This window comes from Chryseobacterium taeanense, assembly GCF_900099685.1.
Taxonomy (GTDB): domain Bacteria; phylum Bacteroidota; class Bacteroidia; order Flavobacteriales; family Weeksellaceae; genus Chryseobacterium; species Chryseobacterium taeanense.
The window spans coordinates 245,987-262,148 of the sequence record NZ_FNDW01000001.1 but is presented as its reverse complement, the minus strand read 5'-3'; the positions used below and the strand labels follow the sequence as shown (position 1 = coordinate 262,148).

General features: G+C 38.2%; 11 protein-coding genes and 1 tRNA gene. 7 read left to right on the top strand and 5 right to left on the bottom strand.

Annotated features, from left to right (window positions below; genetic code table 11):
* Positions 1-47 precede the first annotated feature (47 nt).
* Positions 48-344, bottom strand: a complete 297-nt coding sequence (locus tag BLR30_RS01210) for an MGMT family protein (protein WP_089853500.1) — start codon at positions 342-344, stop codon at positions 48-50.
* A gap of 253 nt (positions 345-597) precedes the next feature.
* On the opposite strand from BLR30_RS01210, the gene BLR30_RS17630 reads away from it, so the two are divergent.
* Positions 598-744: a hypothetical protein gene (locus tag BLR30_RS17630; protein ID WP_175443573.1), complete on the top strand. Its 147-nt coding sequence runs from the start codon at positions 598-600 to the stop codon at positions 742-744.
* A gap of 223 nt (positions 745-967) precedes the next feature.
* Here the strand turns inward: BLR30_RS17630 and BLR30_RS01200 are convergent, their stop codons facing one another.
* From BLR30_RS01200 to BLR30_RS01190, 3 genes are all read right to left on the bottom strand, one after another.
* On the bottom strand, positions 968-1,942 hold the full coding sequence (locus BLR30_RS01200; RefSeq protein ID WP_042720872.1) for a deoxyhypusine synthase family protein: 975 nt from the start codon (positions 1,940-1,942) through the stop codon (positions 968-970).
* A 111-nt stretch (positions 1,943-2,053) separates the two neighbouring features.
* Positions 2,054-2,446, bottom strand: coding sequence for an alternative ribosome rescue aminoacyl-tRNA hydrolase ArfB (gene arfB / locus BLR30_RS01195; RefSeq protein ID WP_089853493.1), 393 nt, complete (start codon positions 2,444-2,446; stop codon positions 2,054-2,056).
* Between the two features lie 3 nt (positions 2,447-2,449).
* The gene (locus BLR30_RS01190) at positions 2,450-3,490 is read right to left on the bottom strand and encodes an AMP-binding protein (protein ID WP_089854576.1); all 1,041 of its coding nucleotides are present in this window, start codon (positions 3,488-3,490) and stop codon (positions 2,450-2,452) included.
* 99 nt (positions 3,491-3,589) lie between these two features.
* Between BLR30_RS01190 and BLR30_RS01185 the strand changes: the two genes are divergently transcribed.
* A tRNA-Gln gene (locus tag BLR30_RS01185) sits at positions 3,590-3,660 on the top strand.
* An 84-nt stretch (positions 3,661-3,744) separates the two neighbouring features.
* On the opposite strand, the gene BLR30_RS01180 is transcribed toward BLR30_RS01185, so the two are convergent.
* Positions 3,745-4,038 (bottom strand): helix-turn-helix domain-containing protein, encoded by a 294-nt coding sequence (locus tag BLR30_RS01180; RefSeq protein WP_089853490.1) that lies wholly within the window; start codon positions 4,036-4,038, stop codon positions 3,745-3,747.
* 197 nt (positions 4,039-4,235) lie between these two features.
* On the opposite strand from BLR30_RS01180, the gene ccoN reads away from it, so the two are divergent.
* The 5 genes from ccoN to BLR30_RS01155 all read left to right on the top strand — a co-directional run bounded on the left by ccoN (position 4,236) and on the right by BLR30_RS01155 (position 16,017).
* Complete coding sequence (gene ccoN, locus BLR30_RS01175) at positions 4,236-6,515, top strand: cytochrome-c oxidase, cbb3-type subunit I (RefSeq protein WP_089853487.1); 2,280 nt, start codon at positions 4,236-4,238, stop codon at positions 6,513-6,515.
* Between the two features lie 16 nt (positions 6,516-6,531).
* Positions 6,532-7,419, top strand: coding sequence for a cbb3-type cytochrome c oxidase N-terminal domain-containing protein (locus BLR30_RS01170; protein ID WP_089853484.1), 888 nt, complete (start codon positions 6,532-6,534; stop codon positions 7,417-7,419).
* 292 nt (positions 7,420-7,711) lie between these two features.
* The gene (locus BLR30_RS01165) at positions 7,712-12,748 is read left to right on the top strand and encodes a translocation/assembly module TamB domain-containing protein (RefSeq protein WP_089853481.1); all 5,037 of its coding nucleotides are present in this window, start codon (positions 7,712-7,714) and stop codon (positions 12,746-12,748) included.
* Positions 12,749-15,073, top strand: a complete 2,325-nt coding sequence (gene tamL / locus BLR30_RS01160) for a translocation and assembly module lipoprotein TamL (protein WP_089853478.1) — start codon at positions 12,749-12,751, stop codon at positions 15,071-15,073.
* Between the two features lie 11 nt (positions 15,074-15,084).
* Positions 15,085-16,017: a YihY/virulence factor BrkB family protein gene (locus tag BLR30_RS01155; protein ID WP_089853474.1), complete on the top strand. Its 933-nt coding sequence runs from the start codon at positions 15,085-15,087 to the stop codon at positions 16,015-16,017.
* Positions 16,018-16,162: the final 145 nt, after the last annotated feature.

Genomic DNA, 16,162 nt, shown 5'->3' with positions numbered 1-16,162 from the left:
CGGCGGAGCCAAAGGCTCCGCCGAAACTTTTTAACGAAACCTTCTTCTCACAACTCTGACATCGGATCCCAAAATAATTTCTTAAAATCTTTAATTCTAAAGTTTTCAACAACAATTCCCTCTGCTTCCAGTCTTTTCTGAAATTCGGGAACCGACAAGGTTCCGGAACTTGAAATTACACGATGAGCGGGAACATCCGGCGGACAGCCTCCCATAGCTTTACCGACATGCCGGGAATGGTTAGGAAAACCAATTGCTTTTGCAATGGCACCGTAACTTGTCACTCTTCCCTTTGGAACCAATTTCGTGATTTCCCAGACTTGCTGTTTGAAAATTTCATTCATGCTATGAATTGTTGAAAATCAAATTTATGAAATTAAATTATTACGATTTACTTATCATAGATCAAGATAAAATCTCTTTTTATTATGTAATTTTAATCAATCAATAGAGAATCCAAATACATACGGAATTCGTAAATAGTGTGATGAAGTGTAATGTTGCCTGCAGAAATGCGGGCAATTTTTATCTACTGCATATTCTGCTGACAATTTATCGTTGCATAATTTTTGAATGTTAACAATCAAAATATCTGTTATGAAAAAATCATTTTTCCGTTGGTTGAATAAAGTGAACAAAGCCGTACTTCCCAAATTGAGTGATAAAGACCCCACGAAGCTGACAAAAATTCAAAAAGCAATTCTGGCATACCGTTATTTTGTGCTGGTAAATTCCCTGGACTGAAACGCGTGAGGGATATGAAGGGTGCGAGCGTAGCGAGCAGTCTCTTGAGACCGGAACGAAGTGGAGCCCGGAGAAGCCCGACCCGAGCGGCTGCTCAGCTTTGGACGAGGGACACGCCAAAACTTAAAAAATATATAAAGAATAATCTGTGGAGAAAACAAAAAAACGTCCCAATAATTGGAACGTTCTATGATTTCAAGCTATAGATTTTCGTATTTCGCTTTTATGAGTTTTCTAAAATATATGAGAACATCAAAGGCGCACAAATGGTCGCATCACTTTCAACGATAAATTTCGGTGTTGTGATATCCAGTTTTCCCCAGGTGATTTTCTCATTAGGAACAGCTCCTGAATAGGATCCGTAAGAAGTAGTAGAATCTGAAATCTGGCAGAAATACGACCAGAACGGAATATCATGCATTTCCATATCCTGATATAGCATCGGCACCACACAGATCGGGAAATCACCCGCAATACCTCCACCAATCTGGAAGAAACCAACTCCTTTTCCTGATGAGTTTTTAGTGTACCAGTCAGCAAGATACGCCATATATTCGATTCCTGATTTCATGGTAGAGAATTTAAGATCTCCTTTGATGCAGTACGACGCAAAAATATTTCCCATTGTAGAGTCTTCCCATCCCGGAACAACAATCGGTAAGTTTTTCTCTGCAGCAGCGATCATCCATGAATTTTCTCTTGGAATTTCATAATACTGCTCAAGAACCCCTGAAAGGATCATTTTGTACATATATTCGTGCGGAAAATATCTTTCTCCTTTATTGTCTGCATCTTTCCAGATTTCATAGATATGCTTTTGTAACCTTCTGAAAGCTTCTTCTTCAGGAATACAGGTATCCGTTACTCTGTTTAATCCTCTTTCCAGCAAACCCCATTCTTCCTGCGGTGTAAGATCTCTGTAATGAGGAACTCTCTCATAATGAGAATGTGCCACAAGGTTCATAAGATCTTCTTCAAGATTGGCACCGGTGCATGAGATGAAATCTACTTTGTCCTGACGGATCATTTCTGCAAGAATTTTTCCTAATTCTGCCGTAGACATTGCTCCTGCAAGGGTAATCATCATTTTTCCGCCATCCTTAAGATGCGCAACATATCCTTTTGAAGCATCTACCAATGCCGCTGCATTGAAGTGCAGATAATATTTTTCTATGAATTCAGTAATCGGTTTGCTCATTTAATTATTTTTTGCAAAGATAAAACTTAAAAACGGAATAACACGAATATGCGAAACGCAGGTAAAACAATTAAAATTTAACATTCTAAGTTAGTAAACTAAAAATCCCGGTTAATATCTAAATTTCCGGTTTTCCTTTTTCTGAGATAAATTCTTTTTAGCATCCAGTCTTTTCTGTTTTTGACCTCTGGATGGTTTTGTGGCCACACGTTTTTTAGGAATAACTAAAGCTTTGTCAACGATTTCGAGAATTTTTTCGATGGCTTTGGTTTTATTCATCAATTGCGTTCTGCTTTCAGAAACTGTGAGAAATAAAAAACCTTCTGCATTGATTCTGTTTTTTAATTTAATTTGAATTAAATCTTTCTGGATATCATTAAAAAATTCAGACTCTTCGATTTTCCAGAGAACCGTTACCGAAGTTTCAACTTTATTGACGTTCTGCCCACCTGCCCCACTGCTGCGGGAAGTTTTAAACGTAAGCTCTTTAGAGAAATCTTTCATTTCTTAATTATTGATATTGTTCTGCAATATATTTTTCAGTTCGATCCTGTTGACCTTTCCGTTTGGAGTTCGCGGAATTTTTTCTTTAAAAATGATTTCTTTAGGTTTATGAAAACTTTTTTCAAAAGGTAATGTTGCGATATTATCAATGATTTGCTGAGATTTCTCTCCTTCAATAACCAGTACTAATTTCTGTCCCAAAGTCTCATCTTCCAATCCTAAAAACACGGCTTCAAACGGAATTTCTTTTTTAACCAGCGCTTCCAATTGTTCAGGAAAGATCTTTGCTCCCCCGGAATTGATCACATTGTCAATTCTTCCTAAGAATCTAAACTGATTATTATTTTTAATTTCAACTAAATCATTCGTCTGTAAAATTTCTGTATTCAGATGCGGGGCAAAAATTTTTAGGCAGCCTAGTTCATCCGTTGAAATTTTTATATTTTCAAACGTTGTAAAAAAATCTTCAGGATCAGGAAAAACTTGTTTTAAAGCAATATGAGATAATGTTTCAGACATTCCGTAAGTCTCGAAAATACGTTGGGAGTCTTGTAATTCATGTGATATCTGAAAAATTTTCTTTTTTAAACTTTCCGAAACGGCAGCTCCTCCGATAATTAAATTGTTAATTAAATATAATTTATCTAAAGAATTTTCAACCTGAAGTGGTGTCATCGCGCAAAAATCAATCTTATAATTAATATCGCTTAAAGGCTTTGTGGTAGGGTTGGTAATTATTAATTTTAGTTTTCTAACAATAGACCGTACGACCATCATTTTTCCTGAAATATATTCAATGGGAAGACATATCAAAGCTGAATCTCCCTCAACTAAGTCTAAGAAATTACACGTCATCTCAGCAGAAGCAACCATTTTCTTTTTCTCAATATCAAAAACCTTTGGAACCCCCGTAGAACCGGAAGTCTGCACTTTTACAGTTTTCGTTTCAGAAAGCCAATCTTTCAGAAAAGTTTTGATTTTATTTTCAAATTCTGTTTCAGAATATAATTGATTAATATTGAGATTTTTGAAGTCTATCAGCATAATGATCGTAAATAAAGACTCAGTAAATTTAAAAAAAACTTCAAAAAGTTCTTGCAAATAATGAAAAAAGCTGTAAATTTGCACCACTCAAACAGAGAAAGACTCATGGTGTAGCGGTAACACTACTGATTTTGGTTCAGTCATCTGGGGTTCGAATCCCTGTGAGTCTACAAAACGGGAAAAATATAAATATTTTTCCCGTTTTTTTTATAAACAATTTCCCTTCTTTAATATTCTTAGAAAAAATTCAGAATTTATTTAAGTTCATCAGGAATAGTGATCCCCTTTTTCTTCATGTAATCCAGCAATTCGTGATATTTTTCTTCAAAATCACTCGTTCCGCATTTATCCGAAATACTACAAATTTCGGAAGGTTTTATATCTAAAATATCAGAAATTTTTGTGAGAATTTCCAGATTAATTTTCACTTTTGCATTTTCAATATCTGAATAAGCCTTTTGTGATATGCCCATTTCAAAAGCCATATATTCTTGTGTAAAATCCTTGTTCCTCCGTATTTTTCTGATATTTTGACCACATATTTTCATGCCTATTCGTTTTAGTAGTTTTTAGTATATTTTAGAAGTATATCTATTAGCCTTACACAAAGTTAGTGAATACCTTTGGCAAAACATTATTACGCTACATGATATTTTTATTTATTGAAGCTTAAGTTAAAATTTTACATAAAAAACTTCTGTTTAAGAAAAAAAGAATATCACTTCAGGACAATACTTTAGGAATTATGGAGACGCAAAAATTTAATTATGACAATAATATTGTCAGAGCATTTCTCTATGCTACAATCGCATTCGGTCTGGTAGGTTTTTTACTGGGTCTTACCGCTGCACTAATGCTTTTTTATCCCGAACTTCCGGAATTTTTATTTGGAACGGACGATACAACAATCAAAAGTCTGGCATCAGGAAACATTCAGGGACTTATTAATACACAGGGAGCATTAGGCTTCGGAAGAATCAGAATGTTGCATACAAGTGCTGTTATATTTGCCTTTGTATGTAATTCCTTTTTCTGCGGCGCTTATTACAGTATGCAGCGACTACTGAAAACAAGAATGTATAGCGATACATTATCATGGATGCATTTCTGGACATGGCAGCTAATGATCGTTTCAGTAGTTATCACTTTCCTTATGGGGATCAATACTTCCAAAGAATATGCAGAACACGAATGGCCTATCGATATTTTAATTACCATTTCTTGGGTGATCTTCGGAATCAACATGTTCGGAACTATTGCCAAAAGAAGAGTAAGACATCTATATGTAGCCATCTGGTTCTATATCGGAACCTGGCTTGCAGTGGCAATGCTCCATATTTTCAACAACCTTGAGGTACCATTATCATTCACTTCGTGGAAATCATACTCCATCTATTCAGGAGCTAAAGATGCCTTAGTACAGTGGTGGTATGGCCATAATGCTGTAGCATTCGTATTAACAACTCCGGTTCTTGGTTTGATGTATTATTTCTTACCAAAAGCTGCCGACAGACCGGTTTTCTCTTATAAATTATCGATTATTCACTTCTGGTCATTGATCTTCGTCTATCTTTGGGCAGGTCCTCACCACCTTCAATATACTGCTTTACCGGCATGGGCTCAGGCAGTGGGAACCGGTTTCTCTATCATGCTTATCGCACCATCTTGGGGAGGAATGCTGAACGGACTTTTAACTTTAAGAGGAGCCTGGGACAAAGTAAGAGAAAATCCGATATTAAAATTCTTCGTTGTGGCTGTTACGTGTTACGGAATGGCAACGTTTGAAGGTCCTTTATTAGCAACAAAATCTTTAAATAAAATAGGTCACTACACAGACTGGGTAATCGGTCACGTACACATCGGAGCATTAGGCTGGAACGGTTTCATGGCATTCGGTATCGTATATTACCTGATTCCTGTAATGTGGAGAACATCGCTTTGGTCTAAAAAACTGGCTAACTGGCATTTCTGGCTGGGAACATTAGGAATTATTTTCTATGCGGTTCCGATGTATATTTCAGGTTTCACACAAGGATTAATGTGGAAACAGTTCAATCCGGACGGAACATTGGTTTGGAAAAACTGGCTGGATACTGTAACAGCAATTATTCCTTACTATAAAATGAGATTCTTAGGAGGTCTGTTCTATATTTCAGGTGCCATTTTAATGGTGGTGAATGTGATAAAAACCATTAAGGCCGGCTCCTTCCAGAAAAATGTTCCTGCAGAAGCCCCTGCATTGGCAAACATCGGAAGTGCAAGAAAAGAAGGAGAAGGAATACACCTTTGGATAGAAAGAACCCCGAGAGTAATGGCAATATTAGCATTTATTACGGTGGCAATTGGAGGACTTGTGGAAATTATTCCTACACTGACACTGAAACAAAGTGTACCAACCATTACAGCGGTGAAACCTTATTCACCACTGGAACTTGAAGGAAGAGATTTATATATCAGAGAAGGATGTAATGCTTGTCATTCACAGATGATAAGACCTTTCCGTGACGAAATCGTAAGATTTGAAGGTAAAAACGGACAATATTCTAAAGCAGGAGAATTTGTGTATGACAGACCGTTCCTTTGGGGATCTAAAAGAACAGGGCCGGATCTTCACAGAGAAGGCGGCAGAAACCCTGACTCATGGCATTTCAAGCATATGTATAACCCAAGAATTACTTCAGCGGGATCCATTATGCCGCGTTTCCCTTGGTTGATTACGAACAAACTGGATAAAGAGCAGATGGTAGACAAGATGAAACTGATGAAAAATTATTTCGATGTTCCTTACACGAAAGCTGAAATAGATTCCGCTAATCAGTGGGCAGACAATCAGGCGAAAGGCATTGTTAAAAGAATTTACTCCGAAGCAGCAGATGTAAAGCAGCAGGTAGAAAAAGACAGAATGGCAAAAGGAGCTTCTTTCGTTCCGCTTGAGAACAGAGAAATCGTAGCAATGATCGCTTATTTACAAAGGCTGGGAACAGATATCAAAACCACTCAGATCCAAACCGCAAGTGTAGAATAATTTAAATAAATTGAAAATGAAAACCAGAACCCCAATTTCAGTACACATCCTTGTCACTATAGGTTTGACGGTCATGGCGTTCGAAATGTTCGCGCACGATTCAGGATACTTTTCTTCTCCTTTTTTCTGGGGGTTGATGCTAATTGCAATTATCCTGCTTCTGATCATGAATTCTATTGGAGATCTGATCGAGAATCAGAATTTCACCAAACTGTCGGATGAAGAAAAAGCTTTATATCTAAAAGAAAAAAGCATCCCTTATTATCAGAAACTTTGGAATTCGGCTTTCAAAAAACAATCTGCAACAGAGGAAAAAGATATTCTTATTGACCATGGATTTGACGGGATTACAGAGTTAGACAATTCTCTTCCAAAATGGTGGATTGGTCTTTTCTGGTTCGGATTTATCTTCTGCGCCGTGTATCTTACCGCATTCGCCTTCACAGATTATGCACACCCCGAGGCTGAGCTGACACACGAAACCAAAACAATGCTTGCCTCTATTGCAGAATATGAAAAAACAGCTCCTCAGATTAACCTTGAAAATGCAAAATACAGTGCAGACAACGTAGCAGAAGGCAAGGAGCTTTTTAAAACCAATTGCGCAACCTGCCACGGAGATGGAGCAAAAGGAGGAATCGGACCCAACCTTACCGATAACCACTGGATCAATGTGAAACAAAAAAGTTTATTCAAAAATGTATTCTGGATGCTTGAAAACGGATCACCTAATAATCCTACGATGCGCCCTCTGATTAAAGAAGGAACCATCACCGGAAGAGATGCCGAAAAAATTGCAGCATACATTTACCACATCAATCAGGAAACTGCTCCTATCACTCCGGCTCAGGGCGGTGCAGCTCCTCAGGGTGAAGAAGTACACTGGGAAAACGGAAATGATTAAACTAATAGCCTCACTATAATTAAACCATGCCAAGCCCTCTTTAGACAACTAAACTAACATTGGAATATTCATTTTTGCTAAAAACCTTTTCAATTAAAAAATAAAAAAAGAGGGCTTTTTATACCTTAAAATCCAGGCTTTGACTGTCAGCATCAACTATTCACTTGACAATCAACTAAACTAAATTCCATTAGATTGGCAGTCAAGGCAGGATTTTTGTATTCGTAAAGGGTACCACAACAGATAAGCAGTACAATGAGTATTGCTATATTTGTTTTAAACCCTATCACTCTTGAAACTGAAAATCAACAAACGAAAACTCTTACGGCGTTTTATAATTACCATAGTATCTATTTTGGTATTCATTACGCTACTTATTCTTAGCTTAAGACTTCCGGCGGTTCAGAACTTTGTTAAAGACAAGCTGGTTGTTTATCTTGAAAAGAAAATCAAAACAAAAGTAAGCCTGGAAAGGGTTTACATAGGATTCCCTAACAGTCTTGTTATGGAAAATCTTTATTTAAAGGGACAAAATATTGATACCCTTCTTGCCGTAAAAAAGCTTGATGTAGGCTTAAATATGCTTAAGCTTATCAATTCCACGGCAGACATCACATCCGTTGATCTGGAAGGTGCCCGCGCTAATGTGGTAAGAAAACCCGATGGCACATTCAACTTTGATTATATTATTGATGCCTTCGCCACCAATGATAAAGAGGAAAGTTCATCAAAGCCCTTCATCATTTCTTTAGATAAAATCAATCTGAAAGATATTGGTATTACTTTTAATGATCAGCAGTCCAGAAATGATATTCAACTTTACTTTAAATCTTTTGATACAAGAGTAAAAACTTTCGATCTACAAAATAACTCCTATGCTGTTAATGATATCAACCTTGATGGCCTGAAGCTTAAACTGAAGCAGGATCTTGTAGAAGAAGTTTCCAAAAAAGTTGAAAAGAAAGTAGATTCTCTCAACAATAAAAAGCCGATGCAACTCGGATTAAGAGGCGTAAAGCTTACGAATTTCGATATTAATTACGGAGATGACAATACAAAAACATTTGCAAAAGTTTTGTTTAAAGAACTCAGCACCAAGGTCAACAAACTTGATCTGGAAAATAACGCATACAACGTTGACAATGTTTTCCTATCCGGAGCCAATATTAATGCAAACCTTTATCTTCCATCCGGCAATGCTGATCCGAAAGCGGATAAAAAAACTGAGGTTTCTAAATCCACCGACCAGCAGAAAGCCTTAAATCTTTTGCTCGGGAAACTGGTTCTCAATGACGTAAAAGTGGCTTACAACAATACTGCCATCGCTCCCACAAAACAGGGAATGGATTTTAATCACCTGAATTTTTCAAAACTGAATCTCGAGGTCAGAGACTTCAAAATGCAGAACAATACATTTGCCGGCTCGGTAAATTCAGCAGAAATTCAGGAGGCAAGAGGACTTGATGTTCGTGAATTCAATACCGATTTCGTGTACAATGAAAAAGAAGCATACCTGAAAGATCTTTATCTCGAAACATCGAGAACGATTCTGCGCGATGAAGTGATCCTAAACTACAACTCCATCGAACAACTGAGCTCAAACCTGGGAGCCGTAAAGATTTCAGCCAATATCAAAGATTCAAAAGTGGGGTTTGCGGATATTTTAACGCTCGCTCCTGATCTTCGCAATACCGCACCATTCAACAAATACCCGAATGCGGTCTTAAATGTCAATGCCAATGTAAAGGGCAATGTAAATGACCTTTTAATCAACAATCTTAAAGTATCAGGTCTTGACCAGCTGAGAGTAGCCGCTACAGGAAGAATTAAAAACGCGACCAATCCCAACAATCTGTACTATGATCTGAAAATTGAAGAACTATCTTCCTCCGCGAAAACAATTTATAATCTCGTTCCGAAAAATACTATTCCAAATAATATTTCCCTTCCTGCCAATATGAGTATTAAAGGAACGGCAAAAGGAACGACCAAAGTTGTGAATGCAAACCTCAACCTCTACTCTACTTCAGGAAATGCTTCCGTGGTGGCGAAGGTCAATATGCGAAGAAAAAACCACGAATTATATGATGTAAAAGCCAATCTTCAGGGCTTGCAGATCGGAAAAATCATTAAAAATAAAGACATCGGATCGATTTCAGCGCAGATCTATGCTAAAGGCGAAAGTTTCGATTTCAAAAATGCCAATGCAGATCTGAAAGGACATGTTGCTTCCGCCGTTTACAAAGGATACCGCTATCAGAACATGAACCTTACGGGAAAAATAAGACGTGGTGCATACAATATTATATTGAACTCCAAAGATCCTAATGCCAATATGCAGCTGACTGCCTCAGGAGTTTACAACGAAAAAAATCCTACGGTAAAAGTCAACGGAAATATTCTGAAGCTTGATCTCAATAAACTTGGGTTCTATAAAGACCCGATGATCCTTGCCGGAAAAATAGACGGCGACTTTACCAATCTTGATCCCGATCAGCTGAACGGTTACTTAAATTTAAAAGATTTTGCCATATCAGATACGAAAGAAATTTATCCTATTCAGGAAATCAACCTGAAGGCATCGGCAACTGCAGATTCCACAAACATTATTTTCAACTCGCAGATCGCCGATGTGGAATTAAAAGGAAAATACAGGCTTACGCAAATATTCGGAGCTTTAACGCAGACAATCAATCAGTATTATCAGTTCCAAAAGCCTGCGAAGAATGAAAAAATCGAAGCAGGACAGTTTTTTACCTTTAATGCAAAAATTAAAAATGATGATCTCATCAGAAAATTTGTTCCGGATCTGAAGAGTTTTGAAACCATTAATCTGACAGGAAATTATAATGCCGATTCTCAAAGAATAGAAATCGACGGACAAATCCCGCAGTTGTTGTATGGAGAGAATTCCATTGAAAATGCTACGTTAAAGGTTACCAATGAAAATCAGGCATTGCAATATAACCTGAACGTTGCTGCATTGAAGAGTTCAAGTTTTGCTTTGAATAAAGTGAATATCGGAGGAGATATCGCCAACGACATCATCAATTACAATATCACGACAAAAGATACAAAAGATAAAACACAGTTCCTGATTGCCGGAAACGCAAAATCATTGAATGACATCACCGAAATTTCATTGAATCCTGATGGATTGAAATTGAATTACACCGACTGGACTGTTGCGGAAGGCAACAAAATACAGATCAGCAGCAAAGGTATTGTGGCAGACAATTTCAGATTGTCGAACTCAGGAAGTGAAATCCTTCTGCAGTCTGAAACCCAGTCTCCGAATGCTCCGTTAAATGTTTCTCTGAAGGACTTTAAGATCGAAACCATTACCGAACTGATTAAAAAAGATACGCTTTTAGCAAGAGGAAATATCAACGGAACCGCCCAGATTCGGGACCTCACCAAAAATATGACCTTCACTTCCGATTTGAATATCTCAGATCTTATTGTCTATGAAAATCCTGTCGGTAATCTTGCCGTAAAAGTGAATAACACTTCACCGAAGATTTTAAATGCTGATATTGTGCTTTCCGGAAATAATAATGATGTGAAGATTCTTGGAGATTACAATACGGCTTCAAGTACATTTGATATGAACATGGCAATCAATCAGCTTCAGATGAAGTCTGTCCAAGGCTTTTCGATGAATGCCGTAACCAATACCGAAGGTTATCTTTCCGGAAATTTAAAGATCACCGGAACAACTTCGCAGCCGAATATTTTAGGTAAAATAAAGTTCAATGATGTCGGACTTGAAATTGCCAAAACCGGCAGCGACTTTAGAAAACTTAACGATGAAATTGATTTTACGAGCCGTGGAATCGAGTTTAACAACTTTAAAATCAACGATAAAGACGGTAATTCTTTAAATATCGACGGGCAGGTTCTTACACAGACGTACAGGGATTTTGCTTTCAATCTTGATGTAAATGCTAAAGATTTTAAAGTAGTTAATTCAGAAAAGTCTAATGATGCGATCATGTACGGAATTCTTTCTATCGATGCCGCATTGCACATCAAAGGAAATCTGGATTTGCCTAAAGTAGACGGCCGTCTGGCAGTTGCCGATGACACCGACTTTACATTTGTCCTTCCTCAGTCTTCTCCTACTTTAGAGGAAAGAGAAGGTATTGTTGAGTTTATCGATCAGGATCAGGTGGCTTTAAATAAAACCATCAAAGCAGATTCTTTAAATTCCCAAAGCAGAATCAAGGGAATGGATGTAAGTGTAAATATCGAGCTGAGTAAAGAAGCCAAATTATCGTTGCTCATCGATAAAGCCAACGGAGATTTTGTAAAGCTTCAAGGCGAGGCAGAACTTACAGGCGGAATTGATCCTTCCGGGAAAACCACTCTTGTCGGAGTTTATCAGGTGGAATCCGGAAGCTATGAAATGTCGGTAAGCGTTCTGAAACGTAAGTTTGATATTGAAAAAGGAAGCACGATAACCTGGACCGGTGAACCAACTACTGCCTTGCTTGACATCACGGCAGTCTATAAAACTGAAGCCGCACCGATCGATCTCGTAGAACAGCAGATCAGCGGAGAAAGCGCCACAACGCTCAACCAGTTTAAACAGAGAATTCCTTTCAATACGTTATTAAAAATGAAAGGTGAATTATTGAAACCTGTCATTACATTTGATATTACAACTGCTGAAAAAAACAATGCCGTTTCCTCAACCGTTACAGATATTGTCGATCAGAAACTGACACAGCTGAGAACCCAGGAATCGGAAATGAACAAACAGGTTTTTGCTCTCCTTTTATTAAACAGATTTATTGGTGAAAATCCTTTTGAATCAGGTGCCGGTCTTTCAGGAGAGATGATGGCGAGACAAAGTGTGAGTAAAATACTTTCACAACAGCTAAACAATCTTGCCTCTGATCTCATTAAAGGGGTTGATCTGAATTTTGACCTTGAATCTTCCGAAGATTATTCTTCAGGCACAAAAAACACCAGAACTGACCTTAATGTTGATATCAGTAAAAAACTTCTGAATGACCGTCTGAAAGTTTCGGTAGGCAGCAATTTCGGGCTGGAAGGCGAAGCGCGTCAGAATGAAAACATGACCAATATCGCGGGAGACGTGACGGTAGATTACAGCCTGTCAAAAGACGGCCGTTATATGCTTCGCGCCTACCGTAAGAATGAGTATCAGGTGGCACTTCAGGGACAGATCGTGGAAACAGGATTAGGATTTATCATCACGCTGGATTATGACAAATTCCGGGATATTTTCCAAAAGTCGAGAAACAAAAAGCAAAAAGAAGACAGAAAAAACAAACAGAACCAAGCCGTAGAATTTAAGTAAATGAAAAAAAATTATAAAACATCCTTTAAATATATATATACATTAGGAATCGCTTTTGCTGCAGTTTCCTGCAACACCAGATACCTTAAAGAAGATCAAATGCTGTACACCGGAGCAGAAATCAATATTGAAAATGATACGATTTCCAAAAGTGAAAAGAAAGATCTTAAAGCCGGTCTGGAAGACAATCTTACTCCGAAACCTAATTCAAGTTTTTTAGGTTTAAGGCCAAAACTGTTTTTCTATAATATTGCCAGAGAACCGAAAAAGGAAAAAGGGTTCAACTACTGGCTGAAATATAAAGTAGGTGAAAAGCCGGTTCTTCTTGGTGATGTAGACCGTGAATTCAATAAAGACATTATTGAGAATTACTCCGAAAACAAAGGCTACTTTAATGCAAGAGCAACGTATGATACGGTTGCCAAAAATAAAAAGGCAAAAGTAATCTATACCTTAACGCCTGGTGCAAGATATCTCATTAGCGATGTAAAATTCCAGCAGGACTCTACGTTGGTTAACAGTGAAATTCAAAGCCTTACCGATAAAACCTTCCTGAAAAAAGGTCAGCCTTTTGATCTTGATGTGATAAAAGCTGAAAGAGAACGTATTGATAATGGTTTAAAAGAACGCGGTTTTTATTATTTCCATCCCGACAACATTATTGTGCAGGCAGACAGTACGGTAAGCGGAAACCACAAAGTAGAACTGAATGTAAAGCTTAAAGACAATACACCCGACCTTTCTAAGCAGCAGTTTAGTATTGATAAAGTGATCGTTTTTCCGAATTATAACATCCGGGATGTGAAGGACGGTAAATACAATGTCCCGATGAATTCTGATTCTCTCAGCAAATACGCTTATAACGATATTTATGTTATTGATCCCGAACATAAATTCAAACCCAGAATTTTTGACAGAGCCTTGTACTTCAAACAAGGAGATCTTTACAACCGCACCAACCATAATCTTACGTTGAACAGACTTATCAGTCTTGGCGTTTTTAAATTTGTTAAAAATGAGTTTGTCGTTGCAGATTCGCTGAAGCATAAGTTTGATGCCTATTATTTATTGACTCCCAGAGAGCTTCAGTCGCTGCGTCTGGAAGCCTTGGGAAGAACCAATTCTGCCAATTATGCAGGAAGCGAGCTTAACCTTAACTGGACGCACAGAAACTTTTTCAGAGGTGCAGAACAGTTCAAAGCCTCTGTATATGGTGCTTTTGACGTACAGATCGGCGGGCCGAAAAATGCTAAAAATATTTTCAGGGCAGGGTCAAATGTACAGCTTTCCATACCTAGAATTATTGCTCCGTTCAGATTCCACTCTTCCAGTGCTTTTGTCCCGAGAACCAATATCACACTGGGCTATGAATTCCAGAACCGTACGGAATATTACACCCTGAATACTTTCAGCGGCTCGTTCGGATATGTATGGAAAGAAAACGCCAGAAAGGAACATGATCTCAAAATCCTCGATATCACTTACGTTTCTCCCGCTAATATTACGCCTTTGTATGATTCAATATCCCGAAAAAGCGATGCCATGAGAAGAGTGGTGGAACGCCAGCTGATCTTTGGGCCTACCTATTCTTATACTTATACCAACACCATGTTGTCTAAACCCAGCACGATTTATTATAAAGGAACACTGGATCTTGCGGGCAATATAACAGGACTTGTAACGGGTGCGGATGTAAAGAAAGACAAAGAGAAAACCATTTTCGGAGTGCCTTTCAGTCAGTACGCCAAGATTGAAAACGACTTTAGATTTTATCATAAATTCAGTGAGAAAACATCGTTGGCAACGAGAGCCATTGCCGGAATTGCTTATCCGTACGGAAATTCAGAACATATTCCTTTCTCAAGGCAGTTCTTCTCCGGCGGGAGCAACAGTGTAAGAGCTTTCAGGGCAAGAACACTGGGACCGGGAAGCTTTGATCCGAGAACGATAGAATCCGGATATTATTTTGATCAGTCGGGAGATATAAAGCTTGAACTAAATGCAGAATACAGAGCCAATTTATATAAGTTTTTAAATGTTGCCGTATTTGCAGATGCCGGAAACGTGTGGCTCGTTAATGAAGATCCTGACAGACCGGGCGCAAAATTCTCTAAAGAATTTCTGAGTGAAGTTGCCGTAGGAGCCGGAGTTGGTCTGAGACTTGATTTCTCTATCTTAATTCTGAGACTCGACCTCGCCATGCCATTGAGAGTGCCTTATTATGAAAGAGGTGACCGATGGACTTTTAATAAAATTAATTTCGGAGATGCAAGCTGGAGAAGAGACAATCTTATTTTAAATATTGCGATCGGGTATCCTTTCTAAATAGTTAATACATGGTAAAAAAAATAAAATTTTTCTGGGAAACTTTAAAAGAAACTTTTACAAAATGGAATGAATCTTCCGCTTCCAATGATTCTGCGAGCCTGGCGTATTATGCTATTTTCTCTATTCCGGGATTGCTGATTATTATTATCTGGATCGCGGGTTATTTCTTTGGTGAAGAAGCCATTCGTGGTCAGATCAGCAGCCAGATTACCGGCATTATGGGTCAGGATGCGGCCAAAAGTGTGCAGGATATGATTGCAGGAGCTTTAATCGACAGAGAAAATGTTTTTATGAAAGCGGTCGGTATAGGATCATTGGTATTCGGTTCCACGACACTTTTTTTCCAGCTTCAGCGTTCCCTGAACAGCCTTTGGGACGTACAGCCTGCGCCGAAAAAAGCCATTGTTAAATTTCTTCTCGACCGTGCTAATTCACTGGGAATGATCCTCATTATAGGATTTCTGCTGATGATTACCATGATTCTTTCTTCTTTGATAAGCCTCCTCAACAATTGGATCACTGCTTATTTCGGACTGGAAACGTATATGCTGGTACAGCTTGTTAACTTTCTTGTAGGTTTTGGAGTGATTATGATTATGTTTGCTTTAATGTTTAAAGTTCTCCCCGATGTTGAGATTGGCTGGAGACCGGTATGGAGAGGGGCATTTCTTACAACAATTTTATTTACATTAGGAAAATTTCTTTTAAGCCTTTACTTCGGGACTGCCAAGCCCACCTCTGCATTCGGAGCGGCCGGAACCGTGATTCTGATTATGATGTGGATCAATTATTCGTGTATGCTGGTTTTCTTCGGTGCGGAGTTTACCAAAGTATATGCCTATAAAAGAGGGTTTAAAATCATTCCTTCCAAACATGCGAAATGGAGCGATGCGAAATTGTACGAAGACAGCCTGAGAGCGAAAAACCCATCTGAAAGCTAAATAAAGTTTATTTTAACGTTCACTTTTCTACACGGTAAAACAAGGATTTCGACGTTTATTAAAAAAGATAAGCAAGAGTTGAGTAAGTCTTGCTGTAGAGTTGCCCAACTTGTGCCGTAGAGTTGTTCAACTCTTGCGCAGGAGT

Bases quoted from the DNA above. Each gene is read 5' to 3' on its own strand.
- BLR30_RS01170 (WP_089853484.1), top strand. From the start codon at position 6,532: ATGAAAACCAGAACCCCAATTTCAGTACACATCCTTGTCACTATAGGT.
- ccoN (WP_089853487.1), top strand. From the start codon at position 4,236: ATGGAGACGCAAAAATTTAATTATGACAATAATATTGTCAGAGCATTT.
- tamL (WP_089853478.1), top strand. From the start codon at position 12,749: ATGAAAAAAAATTATAAAACATCCTTTAAATATATATATACATTAGGA.
- BLR30_RS01210 (WP_089853500.1), bottom strand. From the start codon at position 344: ATGAATGAAATTTTCAAACAGCAAGTCTGGGAAATCACGAAATTGGTT.
- BLR30_RS17630 (WP_175443573.1), top strand. From the start codon at position 598: ATGAAAAAATCATTTTTCCGTTGGTTGAATAAAGTGAACAAAGCCGTA.
- BLR30_RS01190 (WP_089854576.1), bottom strand. From the start codon at position 3,490: ATGCTGATAGACTTCAAAAATCTCAATATTAATCAATTATATTCTGAA.
- BLR30_RS01155 (WP_089853474.1), top strand. From the start codon at position 15,085: ATGGTAAAAAAAATAAAATTTTTCTGGGAAACTTTAAAAGAAACTTTT.
- arfB (WP_089853493.1), bottom strand. From the start codon at position 2,446: ATGAAAGATTTCTCTAAAGAGCTTACGTTTAAAACTTCCCGCAGCAGT.
- BLR30_RS01200 (WP_042720872.1), bottom strand. From the start codon at position 1,942: ATGAGCAAACCGATTACTGAATTCATAGAAAAATATTATCTGCACTTC.
- BLR30_RS01180 (WP_089853490.1), bottom strand. From the start codon at position 4,038: ATGAAAATATGTGGTCAAAATATCAGAAAAATACGGAGGAACAAGGAT.